General features: G+C 52.9%; 18 protein-coding genes. 8 read left to right on the top strand and 10 right to left on the bottom strand.

The genetic code is table 11. The features are described from left to right. The first annotated feature begins 215 nt into the window (after nucleotides 1–215). The 7 genes from AC6ROY_RS11335 (at nucleotide 216) to radC (ending at nucleotide 8334) form a co-directional block, all read left to right on the top strand. Nucleotides 216–1577, top strand: coding sequence for a bifunctional DNA primase/polymerase (locus AC6ROY_RS11335; RefSeq protein WP_500100524.1), 1362 nt, complete (start codon nucleotides 216–218; stop codon nucleotides 1575–1577). 125 nt (nucleotides 1578–1702) lie between these two features. After that, nucleotides 1703–3040 (top strand): DNA primase family protein, encoded by a 1338-nt coding sequence (locus tag AC6ROY_RS11330; RefSeq protein WP_500100523.1) that lies wholly within the window; start codon nucleotides 1703–1705, stop codon nucleotides 3038–3040. Nucleotides 3041–3630: 590 nt separating this feature from the next. Beyond that, nucleotides 3631–3849: a hypothetical protein gene (locus tag AC6ROY_RS11325; RefSeq protein WP_500100522.1), complete on the top strand. Its 219-nt coding sequence runs from the start codon at nucleotides 3631–3633 to the stop codon at nucleotides 3847–3849. Between the two features lie 21 nt (nucleotides 3850–3870). Then, a complete protein-coding gene (locus AC6ROY_RS11320) occupies nucleotides 3871–5442 on the top strand; it encodes a recombinase family protein (protein ID WP_500100521.1) in 1572 nt (523 codons plus the stop codon). After that, nucleotides 5435–5977, top strand: coding sequence for a recombinase family protein (locus AC6ROY_RS11315; RefSeq protein ID WP_500100520.1), 543 nt, complete (start codon nucleotides 5435–5437; stop codon nucleotides 5975–5977). Before AC6ROY_RS11320 ends, AC6ROY_RS11315 begins: the two co-directional genes overlap by 8 nt. After that, nucleotides 5970–7631, top strand: coding sequence for a recombinase family protein (locus tag AC6ROY_RS11310; protein WP_500100519.1), 1662 nt, complete (start codon nucleotides 5970–5972; stop codon nucleotides 7629–7631). Before AC6ROY_RS11315 ends, AC6ROY_RS11310 begins: the two co-directional genes overlap by 8 nt. Nucleotides 7632–7722: 91 nt before the next feature. Continuing rightward, nucleotides 7723–8334 (top strand): RadC family protein, encoded by a 612-nt coding sequence (gene radC / locus AC6ROY_RS11305; RefSeq protein WP_500100518.1) that lies wholly within the window; start codon nucleotides 7723–7725, stop codon nucleotides 8332–8334. A 54-nt stretch (nucleotides 8335–8388) separates the two neighbouring features. On the opposite strand, the gene AC6ROY_RS11300 is transcribed toward radC, so the two are convergent. The 4 genes from AC6ROY_RS11300 to AC6ROY_RS11285 all read right to left on the bottom strand — a co-directional run bounded on the left by AC6ROY_RS11300 (nucleotide 8389) and on the right by AC6ROY_RS11285 (nucleotide 11500). Then, nucleotides 8389–8904 carry a hypothetical protein gene (locus AC6ROY_RS11300; RefSeq protein ID WP_500100517.1) on the bottom strand — a complete coding sequence of 172 codons (516 nt, stop codon included), beginning with the start codon at nucleotides 8902–8904 and terminating at the stop codon, nucleotides 8389–8391. Between the two features lie 211 nt (nucleotides 8905–9115). Continuing rightward, nucleotides 9116–9595: a 23S rRNA (pseudouridine(1915)-N(3))-methyltransferase RlmH gene (gene rlmH / locus AC6ROY_RS11295; RefSeq protein WP_500100515.1), complete on the bottom strand. Its 480-nt coding sequence runs from the start codon at nucleotides 9593–9595 to the stop codon at nucleotides 9116–9118. A 273-nt stretch (nucleotides 9596–9868) separates the two neighbouring features. Continuing rightward, complete coding sequence (locus AC6ROY_RS11290) at nucleotides 9869–10036, bottom strand: CxxH/CxxC protein (RefSeq protein WP_500100514.1); 168 nt, start codon at nucleotides 10034–10036, stop codon at nucleotides 9869–9871. Between the two features lie 141 nt (nucleotides 10037–10177). Continuing rightward, a complete protein-coding gene (locus AC6ROY_RS11285) occupies nucleotides 10178–11500 on the bottom strand; it encodes a S1C family serine protease (protein ID WP_500100513.1) in 1323 nt (440 codons plus the stop codon). Nucleotides 11501–11687: 187 nt separating this feature from the next. Between AC6ROY_RS11285 and AC6ROY_RS11280 the strand changes: the two genes are divergently transcribed. Beyond that, on the top strand, nucleotides 11688–11912 hold the full coding sequence (locus AC6ROY_RS11280) for a hypothetical protein (protein WP_500100512.1): 225 nt from the start codon (nucleotides 11688–11690) through the stop codon (nucleotides 11910–11912). A gap of 116 nt (nucleotides 11913–12028) precedes the next feature. On the opposite strand, the gene AC6ROY_RS11275 is transcribed toward AC6ROY_RS11280, so the two are convergent. From AC6ROY_RS11275 to AC6ROY_RS11250, 6 genes are all read right to left on the bottom strand, one after another. Further along, entirely contained in the window at nucleotides 12029–12832 is an 804-nt protein-coding gene (locus tag AC6ROY_RS11275) for an MBL fold metallo-hydrolase (protein ID WP_500100511.1), read from the bottom strand. A 42-nt stretch (nucleotides 12833–12874) separates the two neighbouring features. Continuing rightward, entirely contained in the window at nucleotides 12875–13621 is a 747-nt protein-coding gene (gene yycI / locus AC6ROY_RS11270) for a two-component system regulatory protein YycI (RefSeq protein WP_500100510.1), read from the bottom strand. A gap of 30 nt (nucleotides 13622–13651) precedes the next feature. After that, the gene (locus tag AC6ROY_RS11265) at nucleotides 13652–14941 is read right to left on the bottom strand and encodes a YycH family regulatory protein (RefSeq protein ID WP_500100509.1); all 1290 of its coding nucleotides are present in this window, start codon (nucleotides 14939–14941) and stop codon (nucleotides 13652–13654) included. Next, nucleotides 14938–16794 (bottom strand): cell wall metabolism sensor histidine kinase WalK, encoded by a 1857-nt coding sequence (gene walK / locus AC6ROY_RS11260; protein ID WP_500100664.1) that lies wholly within the window; start codon nucleotides 16792–16794, stop codon nucleotides 14938–14940. The genes AC6ROY_RS11265 and walK overlap by 4 nt, the downstream gene beginning before the upstream one ends. 24 nt (nucleotides 16795–16818) lie before the next feature. Next, nucleotides 16819–17556 (bottom strand): response regulator YycF, encoded by a 738-nt coding sequence (yycF, locus tag AC6ROY_RS11255; RefSeq protein ID WP_500100508.1) that lies wholly within the window; start codon nucleotides 17554–17556, stop codon nucleotides 16819–16821. A 154-nt stretch (nucleotides 17557–17710) separates the two neighbouring features. Next, complete coding sequence (locus AC6ROY_RS11250) at nucleotides 17711–19279, bottom strand: peptidoglycan DD-metalloendopeptidase family protein (protein WP_500100506.1); 1569 nt, start codon at nucleotides 19277–19279, stop codon at nucleotides 17711–17713. Between the last annotated feature and the right edge of the window lie 28 nt (nucleotides 19280–19307).

Here is a 19307-nt window from a genome sequence, read left to right as displayed (position 1 = left end):
AAAGAAAATTCCCAGAAAGTAGCTGTTTGCGTAAGACATTGGCGAAATACGCTTAGAATAAGGGTTTTTACAACACTTGCAGAAGCTCGGTCTCAGAATTTTTTCAAAGTAACATAGAATTTTGCATATTTTCGAATTCTTCGATTATACATTTTACCAAACGCAGAAAAACCCTGCGTTCGACATAAACCGATAGCGAGAGGAGACAAAACATCGTGCAAGACAACTACATCCAGAACAGCAACACGCACGAGCAACGAAAAGCCGCAGCTCTTTGGTTTGCCCAGCAAGGGTATCCGGTGATACCGCTAAGTCCGGCGGACTTAGTGGGAGATAGTCCTGGAAAAAGACCAATGATTACGGGCTGGTCCAAACGAACCTCTACTACTCCGAAGGAAGTAGCCGATTGGTTCAACTGGTGGCCCTCTTGTAACATTGGCCTGGTTCTGGGAAGTGCGTCGGGCTTCGTGGGGATCGATGTAGACGGGGAAGGCGGAGAACAGTTACTAGCCGATTGGAGCGGTGGTGCCTTGCCAGAAACTTGGGAGTTCACTACGGGCAGTGGGCGACGGCTTCTGTATAAAATACCCAAAGGATTGACCTTGCGGAAGCTGTCCCAGTCTGTTGATGGAGGAAATCATCAGGAATGCTCGTTACTCGGGGAAGGATGTCAGACTGTCATCCCCCCCTCCATTCACGCTACAGGGAAGGTATATTGGTGGAAGGATAACTGCTCTCCGGAAACGATGGACTGTGCATACGCTCCGGAATGGCTAATTAGAAAGATGACCTCCCGGACTGTGCCATCGAACCAAAAGAGCGTTAAGCCGGTTAACGAGGCACTGGGTAAATTGACCGAAGGCTGTGCTAAGTTCTCCGAAAGCTGGCAGGTTCAGCAGGAAACTGGTCTGAGCTACAACGATTGGTTCCTCTGGATGAGTCTGCTCGTCCGTGCAGGCCAAACGGAAGCGGCGTTGGCGTTCTCTGAGGCTTCGGTCAAGCACAACGAACAGAGTGAAGCACGTATCCGCTTGCTTGAGAAGAACGAAGAACAAGCCGGACCCACCCGCTGCGCAACCTTCGGCTGCGGCCTGGAGCAGATCGAACGCTGCCACGGAGTGAAGCTACACGACACTGACGGAAACGCTGCGAACAGTCCGGCAGCACTCTTAAAACCCGATCAAGCAGGCAAAGCCCGACAACTGGCACAAGAGGCAGTCGCACGTATGGAAGCCGGGGATCACGGGGCTCACTTGGAAACGCAGGCACTGCAAGCATTTCTCACACTGAAAGATCGGTTTCCTGCTGACTACGGTCGTCTAGAACAGCGAATTCGTTCTTCCAATGCACCGCTTAGAACCTTTCAGCAGGCACTCAAGGAATTGAAACGGACTTTCGCCTACACACAGGCTGGTGGAAAATCGCTTCTGGAAAAAGGCTTTTATATTAACGATAGCGGCAGACCGGTCGGAATGAATGAGAACATGTATGCCCGATACGTACTGACCCAGCTTCAATTCGGAATTGCCGAAGGGCAGCGATTCTACCTTTACGATAAGGGCATTTGGAATCAGTAGACCGGTCGGAATGAATGAGAACATGTATGCCCGATACGTACTGACCCAGCTTCAATTCGGAATTGCCGAAGGGCAGCGATTCTACCTTTACGATAAGGGCATTTGGAATCAGTAGACCGGTCGGAATGAATGAGAACATGTATGCCCGATACGTACTGACCCAGCTTCAATTCGGAATTGCCGAAGGGCAGCGATTCTACCTTTACGATAAGGGCATTTGGAATCAATTGAGCGACCTGAACGTCAAGCGTAAACTGCGGGATTTCCTGCACGATATCGTTCCTGATTTCTGGACGGAGAAGCTGGAGGAACAGTACATCGGGGCCCTCCTTCGCGAGGCCGAGTACCTGGGTATTCTGGACGGACAGCGTGACTATATCAACCTTGAAAACGGGATGCTCTCACTGGATAGCTTTGAACTGCTGCAGCATGATCACAGCTATCATTCAAGCATTCAGTTACCGATTTCTTACACGCCGGAGGCCGAGTGTCCAACATTTTTGAAGTTTCTCAACGAGGTCTTTCAAGGGGACCAGGAGCTTGTAAACATCGTTCAGGAAATGTTCGGATACTGTCTGACTGCGGAGACTCGGGCGGAAAAGGCCTTCCTCTTGTACGGCCAAGGCAGTAACGGCAAAAGTGTTCTTCTTAGTGTACTGCAAGCACTTTGTGGCAAGGCAAACGTAAGCAGCGTTCCACTCGCCGAACTGGAGAACCCTTTCGCTCGCCATGAAATAGTCGGAAAGATACTGAACCTTGCGGCTGAAAACGAGGTTGACAATAAGGGGCTGAATACGCAGTATTTTAAAGCCATTGTTTCCGGCGATCCCATTAACGTGGATGTCAAACACGCTAAAGGCTTCATGTACGAGCCGATCTGCAAGCTTGTTTTTGCCACAAACAGGCTTCCGTACAGCAGGGACAAATCACACGCGTTTCCGCGAAGACTGATCATTCTTCCTTTTCGTGCGAGGTTTAATAGCAAATCGGCTGACAAACATCTCCGCGAAAAACTGGAAGCTGAACTACCAGGCATCCTGAATTTTGCTTTGAGAGGCTTGAAGCGGCTGAGGATACAAAATTATGATTTCAGCTCTTCGCAGGCGGCTACACAGGTGCTGACCGAATATCGCGAAACCATTAACCCGATGCTTTCGTTTGTCACCGAGTGCCTTGAACCAACTACAGGCGCTGGTGGTTCTTTCCGAAAGCAGATACGAGAAGAGTTCGGTCGCTGGTGTAAGGAGAACCGACATATGGGGTTGTCTGAACTTAGTGACAAAAGGTTTTGGCAAGAGTTTCGCAATGTTTTGGACGAAGAACGAATTGACTACACAGAAACTAAAAGCAATGGCCGCGACTGTTTTAGCGGTATTACCTTAAAAAAACGACGCAAAGGGAACCCCGAGCAGAGTTCCACGATGCCACAACTGTTCGAGGAAGACCCGACCGACGAGACCTGAAGCTTTTCGCGGTCACCCAGCAGCTCTGCGTAGCCTTTTTCAGTGCCAGTGGCGGAGAGTGGGGGAAACTTTCAGAACTATTTTGAAGACGAAAGTTTTTTGAGGGAGAGGAGATTGAAAAAAAGGGGCTGGAGAAAAAAATTTCCTCTCCCCCCCCCTCTGCCCCACTAAACCGCAAGTGATCACAGAACGGGAAGCCGAACGCCGCAGGTCCTCTGCCGCCCTCGCTCTTGAAGGTGATGTCCGCCAAACAGCAAGGGGGACTTGCAATCTCCCGGGCCTGTCACGGGCTCCAGAGACATGATTGTGCGGGCCGAGAGGCAGATTTGGTGACGCAGATTTAGAAAGGAGCAAGATCATGAAAATAGTTCAACTTATTGTTAACCTTGCAGATCGCAGCCTTTTCACAGATACAGAACATGACTGCGTTCCGGGTTACGAAACTTACCGCACTACAAAGCTGTCGGAAGAGTATTCATCGCCATGAAAAAAGCGATTATCAACCTGGCCGCCGCTGTAGCCCAGCTCGTTCTTGAAATCATCGAGCATCAGAAAAAGAAGTAGCAGGATAAAAACGGAGGGATACGCTCATGACTGAAACTGACAACTCTAACACACAAGCAAGCCCCGCGTTTGACCTGCTTGCCGACATGATTTTAGACTTCCTCGCCAAGGAGGAACGCCGCCGCGCTCCGCAGCAGGTACGGGATGCTGTGTTCCGCTTGATGGAGGTTGCTGATGAGCAGGACATGGAACTTGAATTGACCGCAATGCTGCTGGGAAGCAATGATTTCCGGCAGATTGCGTAGTCCGACCGAAGGAGATGCATCATGGACACTCTTTTCGCTGCCCTGTACGTACGGGTGAGTACAGAAGAACAAGCCAGAGATGGCTTGAGCATTGACGCTCAGACGGAGGAGCTTCAGGATTACTGCACGTCTAACGGTATTCGTGTTTACCGCACTTATGTAGATGCCGGAGTAAGTGGCGCATCCTTAAACCGTCCGGAACTGCAATGGCTTCTGGAAGACGCTCAAAACGGGAAGTTTCAAAAGGTCATCATTTGGCGGCTAAGTCGCCTTTCCCGCTCCCAGACTGATTTACTCACTGTAGTAAACATGTTGAGGAGCAACAACATAACACTTCACAGCCTGACTGAGCAGCTTGACGCAACGACACCTCACGGCTTTTTCTCACTTCAAATGATGGGTGCCGCAGCGCAGTTTGAGCGGGAGCAAATTTCTGAAAACGTAAAGCTCGCTTCGCTTCATCGTGTCAGACAAGGCAAGTGGAATTGCGGCAATAACGTTCTCGGCTATCACTGGTTGCAAGGCACTGACTCCATTGAAGGCAGAACCGAAATTGTGCCGGAAGAGGCTGCGCTGGTTCGATATATTTTCGAACGATATGCTACGGGACAGTACGGATATAAGGCTATTACAAATCTTTTGAACAAACAAGGTTATAGAACGAAAAAGGGCCTTCTCTTTACCATCAGCAGCGTACGAAATATACTAACAAACCGGAATTATATCGGCAAAATTCGGTTCAATGTTACCGAGAATCGTCGAACAAAGGGCTCTGTCCCCGTGGAATGGGTGGATGGAGAACAGAAGCCTATTCTCACATTCAAGCTTTGGGAACAGGCACAAGCGGTCCTTGCCAGAAACTCACGGACTCCTGTCCGGCTCGTCAGCAGAACTTATCCATTGACCGGGCTGTTGAAGTGTCCTCAGTGTGGCGGCAGCATGGTTGCTTGCCACACAAAAGCCTTTCGCAAAAATGGCAGCATAAAACGAAACCATTACTACGTCTGCGGCAGATTCAGCAATTCAGGCGCTGCCGCCTGCCGCACCAACGCAATACGTGCCGATGATGCAGAGACGTGGGTCTTTGACCAGATGCAGCGGCTTCTGTGTTCCCCGCTTGCCTTGCAGGAAATTTCGCTTGCAATTGGCCGGAAACAGGATACGACCAGAAAACCGCTATTGGAAAGGCTGGATAGCCTTAAACACGAGCATGAAAGGCTGCTTGCAGAACAATCCAGCCTTTTCCAGGCATACGAAAACAGCCGAATTACACGGGAAGAGTTGGCCCAGCGGCTGACCACCATAAAAGCAAGAAACAACGAACTGGCTGAAGAAATGCATCATGCCGAGAGACGTTTAAAGCTGAAACCTGTAGAAACGGTATCAATGCCTAAGATCCGTACTGCGCTGGAGCAAATAAGCGCTGTCTTCAAAGCAGATTCGCAAGAAAGGCAGAAACAAGTACTGAGCCTGTTCATCGAGAAAATTTCGCTGCCCCTGGACCGCTGCATTACAAAGGCAATTCTTTACGGTACTGAAGCGCTATACCATCTAACAATAAATGAAAATTGGGAGGATATTCATCATGGTTAACACAAAAGGAAAAGTCGCTTTGTACATTCGCACCGCAGCCGCCGATTCGTCGCAAGCCGAAAAGCATCTCAATGTTCTTCTGGCAGAGTGCTCCCGAACTGGAAGAGAAGCAGCGCAGGTTTATATGGACCTAGACCACAGCGGCAGTTCTACGGAGCGCCCGGCTCTGCGGAGGCTTCTGAAAGAGTCAGTTACCGGTGATTTTAGTCATGTGTTGGTCTACAACCTAAGCAGCATAAGCCGCGAAACCGTTGAATTGCTGGCAACAATAGAGTATCTCACCCAGAAAAGCATTGGTGTAATTTCCGTATCCGAACAGTTTGAATCGACTACACCGATGGGCAAATTCGTTCTTTCCATGTTTGAAAACATACTGAGCCTTACTGCGGATGGAACGACCTTAGATGGGACATCGAAATCTATTGATGCAACGACTCCGAAGGGAAAGCTGGCCGTCTCATTACTTGAAGCATTCCAGCAAATTGAAGGCGACGTTATTGGAGCGAACGGAAAAGGCGGGCAGCGGCATGAGTAAAGAGCTCCCTTTACTCGTAGCCCTCTATGTTCGGGTCAGCACGGAAGAACAGGCAGAGCATGGCTATTCGATTGATGCACAGCTAGACACGTTGCGTAGCTACTGCCAAATGTATGGTATGACCGTCTTCAAGGAGTACGTAGATCGGGGCGTTAGCGGAAAGAGCATGGATAAACGCTTTGAATTGCAGCAAATGCTGATGGATGCTAAATCAGAATTGTTCAATCTTGTTCTTGTCTGGAAGTTTAACCGTCTTGCCCGCAATACCCTGAACCTTTTGCAAATCGTAGAAGAGTTGCGGAAGTTTAATGTCGACTTCCGCTCCGTCTCGGAAAGCTTCGACACCTCCACACCAATGGGTAAGTTTGGGTTATCAATGATGGCTTCCGTAGGAGAACTTGAGCGGAATACGATTGTTGAGAACGTCAAGATGGGGCTAAAACATCGGGCTAAAACAGGCAGACACAACGGAAAGATACCACTCGGCTACAAGATTGTAGATTTGGGAAGCAATGGCTCGCACAAGCGTAAAACCCAAGTCGAAATCGTTCCGACAGAAGCCATAATCATAAAAAGAATTTTCGAACGGTTTGTATCCGGCCAGGGATACCGCTCCATCGCCAATCAGTTGAATCAAGACGGACATAAGACAAAACCCGGAAAAGCTTTCTCGATCTGCTCGGTCAAAGATATTTTAGACAATCCGTTTTACGTTGGAAAAATTCGCTACAGCCGTTACGAGAACTGGAGCGATAAACGACGCAAAGGAAAGAGTGCTGCACCGATTATCGCGAACGGAGTGCATCCGCCAATCATTTCCGAGGAGCTTTGGAACAAAGTTCTTATGCTCCGGAAAAAGCGGTCGGTTGTCTCCATTAAAAAATTTAGCGGAGAATACTTGCTTACGGGCCTTATCAAATGCCCTCAGTGCGGAGCAGCTATGACGGCAAGCTGCACAAAGAACAAGCTAAAGGATGGAAGTACCATCACCCGCATGTACTACTCCTGTAGCCGATTTCGAAGCATGGGAAGCTCCGTCTGTAGCGCCAACAGCGTTCGCAAGCTGGAAGCGGAGCAATATCTGATCGACCGCTTGCAAGAAGTGCTGTCCAAACCACACATCCTGCGAGCCATTGTGAAAAGCATTAATGACCGGCAAGCAAACCGGACTGGCCCTCTAAAAGAAGAACTTGGTTCAATCCAATCCCGGCTCGAGCAAATCGAAGAAAGGAAACGTAAATACTTCGATCTGTACGAATTTGATGAATTCGATCGAGAGCTTCTTTCCGGCAAAATCGGGGAGCTTGATGCCGAGCGAGACCGGCTTTCCTCTCGCAGGTCTGAAATTGAGTCCGAGTTACACTGCAACAACACCCAGACAGTAAATTACGAATTAGTCCGGTCACTGGTGGCCCGCTTCGAGGCTCTCCTGCAAAAATCATCCCTTGAGCAGCGAAAAACACTGCTTCATCTGATTGTCAACAAGATTACGCTAAACGATAAGCGCCAGGTTGACAAAATCGAACTTATCTTCGATGAAACGACCCAACACCATTTTTTAAGCGCAGCCCCTTCTGCCCTCGCGGCGGAAGGGGCTTTTCCGTTTGACGGAAAGGTTCCTGAACTACAACGACGTTTGACTATCACCATTTGAACAGCCGGAAAATTACAAAAAGAAGGGCGAAAGCATCTTCTTGCTCCTTCGCCGCTGCTCTACAGATATTCTATTTTGGAGGTACACGACAATGAATGGATTCTACGACCTGTACTCACTCAAAAACCTGCTGGCGGACACCCTGCGCGAGAAGCCTTGCGGCTACGTCATCGAAGAGATCTTCGCCCGTTTCCCCTCCGTCCCCGAACTGCTAGACGCGACCGAGCAAGAGCTGACCAGCATCAAGGGGGTCGGCAAGGCGAAGGCACGGCAGATCGTCTCTGCCGTGCAGCTGGCAAGAATGCTGAACGTAAGACCCTCCAACCCATACATCATACGCAGTCCGCAGGACGTCTGGCAACTGCTTGCTCCTGAGATGGCCTTCTTGCAGAAGGAGCACTTCGTATGCCTGTTTCTCAATACGAAGAACCACGTCATCGCTAAAGAGACAATCTCGGTCGGCAGCTTGAACGCCGCGGTAGTGCATCCGCGTGAGGTCTTCCGCGCTGCGATCAAGCGGTCTGCGGCCTCTGTTATCTGCGCTCATAACCATCCCAGTGGTGACCCGACGCCTTCTGCGGAGGACGTTCAACTCACAAAGCGTTTGTCCGAATCTGGGGATATTATCGGGATCGAGGTTCTCGACCATGTCATTGTGGTCAATGATCGATTTTACAGTCTTAAGGAGCACGGACTCATCTAAAACTCTATCCCCCTCTACTTTAACAGAAGAAGTTCAAGGTAAAAATCAGGACAATTAATTGCCATTGCCCCACCCTCCCTTTCGTGGTGTATAGAACTCTTCACATGCTTTAGGGTGAAACATTCGTTGCGCTTCTATTTTCCCTCTTCCAAACCAAAAATCAGGTTCACCTAGGATCAGATTTAAGTCTGAAATAATTGTATCTGCTTCATTTAAGCATTTGTCTAACACCCGGCGCACTGGCCGCCCCTGTGGGTATTCGCTTTTGAATAAATTTCCATACGACAATGGATGAAGAAAACTAGCTTCGTATGATCCAGTAGGTGATACGGTCCTTTTCGCCCTATGAGTCCACAGCCTCTTTCGTTCAAACTTTTCTTTCAATCCCGTAATTATACGATCCACTTGTTCAGCAGTGTCTTCTGAAAATTGAAGGTTTTCCAGAAGTCTCGGATATGCGGGGGCTCCCTCACAATAAATCATATCAATTAAATCTACCGCCTTATCCACACTATCATAAGAATACCTATGTCCTTCCACGATACAAAAAAAATGCTTATAAGTCTCCACGTACTTCCCCCCACAAAGTATTGTCTGGTAATGCGACCAGACAAAGTAGAACACCTACTCTAAAACAGACCACTAAACCTTCAAAAATATCCAAACAGCCCGCACAAGCCCTCCTGCGCAACGATCTTCCCCCAAGGTGGCCGGACCTCCACCCTGCTCCTTCGGGGCACGTTTCCGCACCCCGTAAGCGTTAAATACCAAAAATTTCGCCTCACTTATGGTAGGGTTCCCCCCGCATTATCTTAAACGCCCGATAAACCTGCTCCACCAACACCAGCCGCATCAGCTGATGAGGCAGCGTCATCCGCCCGAACGATAGCTTCAGGTCGGCGCGGGCCAGCACCTCGGGGGCAAGCCCCAGCGAGCCGCCAATGATAAAGGCCACATGGCTGCGCCCATAAGTGGCCAAATCCTGCAGCTGCCGCGACAGCTCCTCGCTGGACAAAGGGCGACCGTCGATGGCGAGCGCCACGACAAAGGCATCGCTGCGCAGATGGCTGAGCAAACGCTCGCCCTCGCGCTGCTTAACCTGCGCCTCTTCGGCGGCGCTCATGGATTCAGGGGCCCGTTCATCGGGCACCTCGACCAATTGCAGCTTGGCGTAGGGGCCCAGCCGCTTTGCATATTCGGCGATGCCCTGCACCAGATACGATTCTTTCAGCTTCCCGACCGACACAATTTGAATATTCATTCGAACTTGTCCTCGCTTTCTCCATTTAGATCCACAATAGCCCGTTATCCGTATATGTAACCAACCAAGCCTAGCCTGTCTCTCGGTCGCCTTCACCACACAGCCTCACAACCCCACGTCCACAAACGATCTAATCCGATGAGTTCGCATGCCCGTCCTATCGCTTTATCCTTATCATCTTACCGTTTTAGCACTTTGGAAAACTTTTAACGAACTTTCGCATTCCATCCCCATAAAAAAAGAAGGCCGCTCCCGGCCCTCTCTCTGCTTCACTTAAACAACCAGGAATTTGCCTGCTTCCTTGCACCGTTCGCATGTCTCCGGCGGTGTCCAATCGCTGAATGCCACCTGCTCCAAATCAACGATATCGGGCGCATCCTCGTATTCATCAACGAACATGTCGATGGCTAGCTCCAGGTGTTCTTTACAAACCACATGCATAAACGAAACCCCTTTTTCTTCCCTAAGTTGCTGCTTAATCCAACATATATCTCTAGTTTACCCCAATCCGGACAAACTCACAACCATCTAACATCACCTGCGCTGCGCCAGCATCCGCCAGCCAATCAGCGTCACAGCCTTTTAGCGATCTTTCAGTTCCTCAAGCGTCACCTGCACCGTTTGCTTCTTACCCGCGCGGTAAAAGGTGATAGCCAGCTTGTCGCCGACCTTCTTCGCATTATAAATATATTTGCGCAGCGATAGCGTGCTGTCGACAGGGTTGCCGTCCAGCTCGACAATTACGTCGCTGCCCTTCAGCCCCGCGTCCTTAGCCGGGCCGCTGGCCTCAACGATCAGTACGCCCTGCTTCACACTGCCGGGCAGCTTGAGGCTGTCGATGTCCTTAAACGACTGCAGGCTCTGCGTCACAACGCCGATAAACGGGCGGCGCACCTTTTGATCCTTGATCAGCTGCTCGATGACCAGCTTAGCCTGATTAATCGGAATGGCAAATCCGAGCCCTTCCACGCCGGAGCCTGCCACCTTGAGCGTGTTAATGCCGACCACCTTGCCGTCCAGGTTCAGCAGCGCGCCGCCGCTGTTGCCGTGGTTGATCGCCGCATCCGTCTGGATCACGTCCATTTCCCAATCCAGCTCGCCTTCCCGCCCGACCGTGACCGGGATCGTCTGCTTAGGCCAGCTGATGATGCCCTTCGTCACCGTCGGCGCAAAGCCCACGCCTAGCGGGTTGCCGACAGCAATCGCCGTTTCGCCCGGCTGCAGCGTATCCGAGTCGCCGAACTCGGCCACTTGCTTGATCCCGCTCCCGTCGATTTCCAGCACCGCCAGATCGGTAATCGCGTCCTGTCCAAGCAGCACCGCCTTCCGCCGCTCGCCCGTCAGCGTAATGACATCCAGCTGATTGAAGCCATCGACGACATGGCTGTTTGTGACGATTCGCACCTTATCTCCCGCACGGGAAAAAATAACCCCTGAACCGAGTCCCATCGAACCGGGGCCGCGTCCTGGACTCGAACCGGAACCCGATCCAGCTCCCGAATCGGAGCCGGAGGACGACGACCGTCCGCCGTCCGCGCCGCTGCCGAGAATGCTGACTACAGCGGGCCATACCTTGGCGGCTGCGCCTACGACCGTGTCGCTCATTTGCCGCTCGCCCCCGCCCGCGCCCGGGGAAACGACGCCATATGGGCTGCCCTGGCCTTGGCCGCTTCCGCCAGAGCCTGCAGGCCAGGAAGCCATTGCTGGCAGCGCCTCCTGCTGCGGATCAGAGGAAGCGCCGCTGCCATACAGCGCCAGCAGCACCGTGAGCGTCAGCACGCCGCCGGCAGCAGGAATTGTCCAGCGAGGAAGCTTCTCCAAGCCCAGGAATTTACGCTTCGGGAGACGCCAAGCCTCCCTGGGGGACATTTTCGTCGAATAAAAATCGTCATCAAATAAACTCACCGCCGCTGCCCCCTTGTGTGGCGCCTGTTGCCAAGCGACCCGTGCTATGAATGGTATTGCAGATGAACGCAACCTATGAATCTACGAAATAAATAGGCGTGCCCCAGGCATATATACGCCCGAAGCGGACTAGAATAGAAGCATACGCCACTCAAGCGAAGCCTGGTTTTAGGAAAGGATGATGCTCATGTCAACCAACCGCATTCATTCGCATCTTGATGAAATTGCCTGGATCGCCAAGCTGGCCGATCTGCAGGAGCATCAGTACAGCAGCAGCTTGCTGCTTAGCGCTCTCGTCGAGCTGCTTCAGGAAAAGGGACTTCTCACCGTACAAGAGCTAGCCGACAAAGCACGCGAACTGGAGCAGTTGGACAGCACAGAGATTCACAGTCGGCTTCCCGGCGGCTTATAGCCAGCCTGTCGCCGCCCCAGCTCAACGAAGCTCATCCCTCGCGCATGCTGCTCCCGCCACCTGCCCCTGCCAACGACCTGCAGCCACGAGCACCCGGCCCACTCCTCACGCCCCGCCTACTCCTCGCCCAACCGATCCCATGCCGTAGCCCGGTCGTGGTAGGTGTCCATCAGCTTCGCCCGGTGATCGTCCGGTTCCAATCGGTCTTCTACCACATTATTCACCGTCAGCCTGGCCAAATCCATCAGATTATGGTCGCGGCTCAAATGCGCGAGATAGACGCGTTTCGTACGTTCGGAGACGATGTCCAGCATCGCTTCCCCGGCCGCTTCATTCGATAAATGACCGACATCGCTCAAAATACGCCGCTTGATGTTCCATGGATACCGTCCAACACGCAGCATGTCGATATCGTGGTTCGACTCAAGCACCAGCACATCGCTGTCCCGAACCTTTTCCTTCACCTTGGAGCTCATATACCCGAGGTCGGTCGCTACGCTCAGCTTCTGCTCCTCGTGGTAGAAGCAGTAGCCGACCGGCTCAGCCGCGTCATGCGAGATGCCAAACGACTCTACCTGCAGCGAGCCAAACTCGCGCACCTCGCCCGTCTGCATCACGCAGCGGTTGGATTCGGCGATTTCGCCGATATGACGCTCCAGCGCCTCCCACGTCTTCTCATTGGCGTAGACCGGCAGGTCATACTTGCGCGCGATCGCGCCTAGTCCTTTAATGTGGTCGGCATGCTCGTGGGTGATGAGAATCGCATCCATGTCCGCCAGCGACATATCCCGTTCCTTCAACAGCTGCTCGACCTTTTTGGCGCTCAGACCGGCATCAATCAGCACCTTGCCTTCTTCCGTCGCGACGACCGTCGCATTGCCCGTCGAGCCGCTTCCCAATATCGTAAATTGTATGCCCATCTCGTTCTCCTAACCTGTAATATACACCGAACCCAAGCCCGCTCAAGGCCGCTTGTTCTGCGGAGCCTCGACCGCCCCGTTGATCGCATGAATGAAATACGGATCGCCGTTGCTCAGCGACACGCGCCATGACGGCACCATATACATCGTCTGCGAGTTGTACACCTGCCCGTGATAACCAAGCCGCACCCCCGTAATAACGGAGCCTGGCGGCAAATAATTTTCAATCAGACTCGCCAGCACGATATACGGTGAAATGACGGTCTGCTCCTTCTGCACGCTTTCGGACTGCACCTCCACATACCCCTGCCTGTACGAGGTGACGATCCCGTCCTTCTCCAGCAGCTCCAGCTGCACCTCAAACATCGGCAGCGAGCCGTACAGCTGGTGAAATACATACGCCCCGTTGCGGCTGCCGACCGGATCGAATTGATAAGATTCCGTATAGGGAATCCCGGTTTTGGCGAGCATGTCCTTGAACGTCCCCTTGTTGATCAGCGGGTCGAACTTGAATGGCGCGGCCAGCGACTTCGCCTTGTCCGGACTGGACTGCTCATCGAACCGCACGACGATCTCCCGCAGCTTGGGCGTTTCCCTGGAAATGTCCGACGGGAGCTGAATATTGTTCAGCTTCATCAGCCGCTGCAGCTCCTCCTGCGCCTGCGCCTCCGGATTCGTGCCGAAATCATTCAGCAGATCGGAGCGGCTTGTCCCCAGTTGGATCGCCAGCACGATGTTCAGCAGAAGAAAGGACAGTATCAGAATTGTTTTGGCCCGACCCCAATCCACGCCTACTCCTCCTTCTCCCGGACAGCTCCGCTAGTCCAGAAACTCATATTCGCCCGTATACAGCTCCACTGCCCACTTAGGCACCAGCTCAAACGTCTTATCCGTCACGATCGGCCGGTACGACGGGAACAGCGAGACGATCTGCGAGCGCTTCGCGTACTTTTCCAGCAGGAAGTCCAGCGATTCGCCGCCGGGCAGCTCCATCTGCTTGGAGGTCAGATTGCGCGGCTCCAGCGATACGGTTGACCGTTCATAGCCGGAGACGATGTCCTTTTGCAGCGTAATTTTCATGAAGCCGATATTTTCATTGCGCGGGTTGATCAGCGGAAATGATTGATAATACTGCCGGAACACGTACGCCTGACTGCCCGGCAGAAACCGCTCCGGCACCCGCTGCACGCCGTAAGCGCCGTTCCAGCCGCCATGCTGGTTGATAAACTGCACCGCCGTCAGCAGCCCGCCCACATAATCAATCCGGTTATCCGTAGACGGCGCTACCGGGTCGGAATACGTCATCCAGTGCTGGTCGCTTTTCAGCTGCAGCCCCCGCTTGGAATCCGTATAAATCTCCGAACCGTCGCGCTCGGTCAAGTTGCGCGTCAATGCGGGGTCCACGAAGAAGGTGCGCTTGAGCTGGTCAATCGTCAGCTGCGACGTCCCCATCGTATAAGCGGTCATCGGGAACGGCTTCTCCGGCAAATAAATATCCGACTGAAACAGCTTATACGGCAGATGTGCGCCGACTGCGCCGACGAATCGTTCCTCAATATCCTTCGTCGTGTAATCGGCCTTGGTCGCTTCGTACACAACATTCGAGGTGTCGGTAAACAAAACTGTCCGTACCTCATTATCCGTCTGTGCGAAAATCCAGATCCGGGTAATCACATCATTGTCGACCGGCACATCGCCTTTAATCTGAATAATTCGCTTCAGCACATGCAGCGGCAGTCCATCGCGGAAGCGCACCTCCACGCCGGGCCGCTTCATCCGCACCTCTTCCCAATTGACGCCCAGCGCACTCGCGCTTGTTTTGCGAAGCCCGTCCATACTGCGCTGCTTGACCGTGTCCATAATGTCGCTATATTGCCGGCTGAGCGGATACAGCACCGTATGCTGCTGGTTGCCCAGATGAACGACGATTTGATCCGGGAACAGCATGTCATCCAGCGAAGCCTGCGCACCCAGCATCTCTGTCTTCACATACTCGGCTTCCGTAACCGGCTGCTCCGGCTGCGGGTAGCTGTAGGACAGCAAATAGCTTTGCAGCAAGCTAAGCAGCACCAGGCAGGCCAGCGTCACCGTCTTGAGCTTCTCCATCATCGGCCGCCCTCCTCCTGGTGGAAAGGAATCGTAAATGTCACCTTCGTCCCCTGACCCAGCTCCGAATCGAGCAGCATCGTGCCGCCGTGCGCCTTGACGATTTCCCGGGCAATGGACAGACCGAGTCCTGTACCGCCCATCGCGCGGGAACGGGCTTTGTCTACACGGTAAAACCGCTCGAAGATGCGGGACAAGTCTTTACGCGGAATCCCGATCCCGTCATCCTGCACCGAAATTTCCAGCCGGGTCCGATCCGGACAGACCGCATGCATCGTAATATGCCCGCCCTCCGGCGTATATTTGATCGCGTTGGACACGAGATTGTCGAGTACCTGATCAATTTTGTCACGGTCGAGCAGGATGCGGCGCACACCCGGCTCTACCTTGACGCGGATCGCGATGCTGCGCTGCTCCAGTTGAAAGGAAAACCGGTCCGCCACGCCGCCCAGCAGCTCCGCCACAACCGTATCTTCCTTGACAATCGTGACGCGTCGTGAATCGAGTCTGGACAGCTGCAGCAAATCGTTAACAAGCCGTATCATCCGCTCCGTCTCGTTATGCGCGACGTTAACAAACTTGCCTGCCAGCTGCGGGTCCTCCAGCGCCCCGTCCTCCAGCGCCTCCAGATAACTCTTGATCGTCGTCAGCGGCGTCCGCAGCTCATGGGATACGTTAGCGACGAACTCCCGGCGGGACTGCTCCAGCTTCTCCTGCCCGGTCACATCCTGCAGCACCGCAATGGTGCCGGCTGCCCCGCGTCCCTTGCTATGAATCGTCGTATACGTCACCCTGACGAACAGCGGTTCATCCTCCTCATCGTGATACACGTGCAGCAGCGCCGAATGATCCTCGCTTGTTTCCAGCTGGCGGACAATATCCGGCGTAAATCCGAGCAGCCCCGCGAGCGGCTTGCCCAGCGCCCTCTCTTCATCCACCTGGAGCAGCTGCTTCGCCCGCCGATTAATGACGATCACCCGCCCGCTATCATCCGAAGCAATCAGCCCGTCATTCATGTTGGCGAGGATCGAGGCCAGCTTATCTTTCTCCTCTTCATTTAACGTAAGGGCTTCCTTCAATCGCTCCATCATAAAGTTAAACGTATGACCGAGCTGCCCCAGCTCATCCTGCCCGAGAATGCGCACCTGCTCGTCGAACCGGCCCTCGGCCACTCGCCCGGCCTGCTTCGTCAGCGCCTTGATCGGGTTCGTAATCGTAGAGGACAGCATCACCCCGAGCACCGCTGTCATCGCCAGCGCGAGCAGCGTCCCGGTAATAAAAAACCGGTTAATCCGGTTCATCGTGTTGTAAACCTCTTCCATCGAAGACACGATATAAATAGCGCCGATATATTTCGTGCCGGAGCCGACCGGCTTCGCAATGACCAGCTTCCGCGTCCCTCCGGGATCGGTGTACGTACGCTGATTTTCCTTGATGCCCTGCAAAGCGCGGGTTACCTCGGTCTGCGTGTTTTTACTGCCGATGACCGACTTGTTCGACTCCAGCGACGTCGTTACCACCAGTCCGTTGGCGTCAATGACCTGAATTTCCGCCTGCATGCTGGCAAACAAGCTGTTGACGACCTGGTTCAGGTCCGCATACGTCCGCTTGGGCTCGCGTTCATTGCCGCTGCCCTTGGCCGCGTCCTGGGTCTGATTTTCATTCAGATACGTCTCCGCATACTGCGCCAGGAGCCGCGCCTGACGGTTCATATTGTCGATAAAGTCCTTCGTCAGCGACGTTTCCAGCGTCTGGATAAAATACGCCGCAATCAGCTGCATCGCGATCATAATCATCAGCAGGTAAATAATAATCAGCTTGGCCTGGATCGACTGGAAAAACCGGATGCCCTTCATCGTTCGCAGCACCTTCCGTTCACCTTAATACCCGCCTGCGCCATTTTTCGTATTCCGCATCATGTAGCCAAGCCCCCGACGGGTAATGATATATTCAGGGCGGCTCGGATCGTCCTCCAGCTTCTCGCGCAGTCGGCGGATCGTCACATCAACCGTGCGCACGTCGCCGAAATATTCGAAGCCCCACACCGCCTGCAGCAAATGCTCGCGGGTCATCACCTTGCCGCTGTTGCGAGCCAAATACTGCACCAGCTCGAACTCCCGATGCGTCAGGTCCAGAGGCGCACCGTCCTTGTAGACCACATACATATCCGTATCAATAAATAACGTCTGTACACGCAAGCCCGGTCTGGCCGGCTCCTCGGCTGCTGCAGCTCCGTTTCCGGCAGGCGCCGCAGATTTCTGCTGTCTGCGCAAATGCGCCTTTACCCGGGCCAGCAGCTCGCGAGTGCCAAACGGCTTGGTTACATAATCATCCGCTCCCAGCTCCAGTCCGAGCACCTTGTCGATCTCGTTGTCCTTGGCTGTCAGCATAATAATCGGCGTGTTCAGCTTGGCTCGCACGTCCCGGCAGACGTCCATCCCGTCCTTGACCGGAAGCATCAGATCCAGCAAGATCAGATCGGGGTTTTCGGAATAAGCCAGCTCAACCGCCGTCCCGCCGTCATAAGCGAGAATAACCTCATGCCCCTCTTTTTCCAAATTAAACTTTAAAATATCAGCAATCGGCTGCTCGTCGTCTACGACTAAAATTTTTGCCATCGTACTGTTCACCCGCCTGTCCAGCTCTCCTGCGAAAGCCTATTCATTCTATTAAGTGTACCATATCCGTATACAAAAAGAGACATGGAACCGCCGCATTTCCTGCGACTTCCATGCCCCCGTTTTTTGTCTGCTTCTCGTTTAAACATGCTGCTTACCGGTTAAGAAATTTGAGAGGGTTCTGCGGCGTATCGTTCGTCCGCACCTCGAAATGCAGATGCACGCCGGTCGAATCGCCTGTGCTGCCCATAATCCCGATTTTCTCGCCCTTCTCTACAATGGAGCCCTTCGACGTCGTAATTTTGCTCATATGCGCATACATCGTCGTATATCCGTTCAGATGATCAAGAATCACATAATTGCCGTAATCACTTTTGTAACCCGCGTCAATCACTTTTCCGTTATCGGCGGCCATAATATTTTTATTGCCTGTAATGTCGATTCCTTTATGGAAGGCGCCCCAGCGGGTGCCGAATGTGCTTGAGATACTGGCCGACAATACCGGCCATGCAAACTTGCCTGTGCCTTCGCCCTTGATGACCTTCGTACCGCGCTTCACGACGGCCTTCACCGGCTGCATCACGATATTTTCGCTCAGTACCGTTTCCTCCTCCAGCATGCCGTTGACCTTGGTCAGCTGGAAGGTAACGGTTTTCAACCCGTTTTTGCCTGTAGTAATCGTTTGGTTCTCGCCAAGCCGCATGTTGTCGTCCTTGACATATTCCGTTTCGAATTGAAGCTCCTGGTTTTCTACCACCTTCTCGACGGTCCGCACCGCCAGCGTCGGCTGGAGCACAGTCAGATCGAGCTGTTGGCCGACCTTGATCATATCATTTTGTACAGAAGGATTATTCTGGTAAATAACCTGCTTTGGAATATCGAGCTTTTTGGCGATGCAGGAGACGCAATCTCCTTCTTCCACCGTATATTTCGTCGGCGTCACGTTGCCGGTTTCCAGCTTCGTCAGCAACGCATCAGGCGAGACGAGGTCTTCCTCCTGAATTCGGATTTCCTTCGTCGCTACCTGCTGGACGAAATCCGCCTTCACCAGCTCCGTAGATACCGGTACATCCTTGGCCGCGGCCGATAAAATGCCGACCTTGCCGGATTCCTTCTTCTTGGACAAGGAAGCAACGGCATTCGCCTTCAGCTGCTCCAGCATTTGCTGGACCTCGGATTCATTTTTCAGCACGCCCATCGACTTGCCGTCAACAAGCAGCTCCATGCCGACCGGATAAGAGCTGAAAAATCCGCCCAAACGGCTTAACAACGCCTCATCGTCAAGCTGTTCATTGAAAGCCTTTTCATGCTTCAATTCGATCCTGGGCTCCACCACGACAACTTTAACATCCGATGCCGCTGCAGATAGCTCTGTACGCTTATCCTGCTTGAGCTGCTCCACCTTGGATGGATCAGCAATGCTTCCAATCGCTTCGCCATTAACAAATACCTGGTAATAATCAACCATGCTCGCCTGTACATAATGGTGACCGCTCCACACTACAGCAATCATCAAGCCAAAAGCTGCCGCGGATTTGCCGAATAACCATTTATGTTGACGCAGACGCTCTGCGATCGTAGCGCTGCCGTGTTCATTCGTTTTATGATGGGATACGGTTTCGGAGCCTTCAGCCGCCACGTTGGACTGATCACCCGGCCCTGCAGCGCGAAGCTTGTCCATCAAGCTTCTGAACCGATCCTTTCCTTTGTTGAATATAGTCATGTTTTTCTCCTTTTAAGCCGTTTTTTGC

This window comes from Paenibacillus sp. sg306046, assembly GCF_059821225.1.
This window is presented reverse-complemented; position numbering and strand designations above follow the sequence as displayed.

Bases quoted from the DNA above. Each gene is read 5' to 3' on its own strand.
- rlmH (WP_500100515.1), bottom strand. From the start codon at position 9,595: ATGAATATTCAAATTGTGTCGGTCGGGAAGCTGAAAGAATCGTATCTG.
- AC6ROY_RS11275 (WP_500100511.1), bottom strand. From the start codon at position 12,832: ATGGGCATACAATTTACGATATTGGGAAGCGGCTCGACGGGCAATGCG.
- AC6ROY_RS11330 (WP_500100523.1), top strand. From the start codon at position 1,703: ATGAATGAGAACATGTATGCCCGATACGTACTGACCCAGCTTCAATTC.
- AC6ROY_RS11310 (WP_500100519.1), top strand. From the start codon at position 5,970: ATGAGTAAAGAGCTCCCTTTACTCGTAGCCCTCTATGTTCGGGTCAGC.
- yycF (WP_500100508.1), bottom strand. From the start codon at position 17,556: ATGGCAAAAATTTTAGTCGTAGACGACGAGCAGCCGATTGCTGATATT.
- AC6ROY_RS11265 (WP_500100509.1), bottom strand. From the start codon at position 14,941: ATGATGGAGAAGCTCAAGACGGTGACGCTGGCCTGCCTGGTGCTGCTT.
- AC6ROY_RS11325 (WP_500100522.1), top strand. From the start codon at position 3,631: ATGACTGAAACTGACAACTCTAACACACAAGCAAGCCCCGCGTTTGAC.
- AC6ROY_RS11280 (WP_500100512.1), top strand. From the start codon at position 11,688: ATGTCAACCAACCGCATTCATTCGCATCTTGATGAAATTGCCTGGATC.
- AC6ROY_RS11250 (WP_500100506.1), bottom strand. From the start codon at position 19,279: ATGACTATATTCAACAAAGGAAAGGATCGGTTCAGAAGCTTGATGGAC.
- AC6ROY_RS11315 (WP_500100520.1), top strand. From the start codon at position 5,435: ATGGTTAACACAAAAGGAAAAGTCGCTTTGTACATTCGCACCGCAGCC.
- AC6ROY_RS11320 (WP_500100521.1), top strand. From the start codon at position 3,871: ATGGACACTCTTTTCGCTGCCCTGTACGTACGGGTGAGTACAGAAGAA.
- walK (WP_500100664.1), bottom strand. From the start codon at position 16,794: ATGAAGGGCATCCGGTTTTTCCAGTCGATCCAGGCCAAGCTGATTATT.
- AC6ROY_RS11290 (WP_500100514.1), bottom strand. From the start codon at position 10,036: ATGCATGTGGTTTGTAAAGAACACCTGGAGCTAGCCATCGACATGTTC.
- radC (WP_500100518.1), top strand. From the start codon at position 7,723: ATGAATGGATTCTACGACCTGTACTCACTCAAAAACCTGCTGGCGGAC.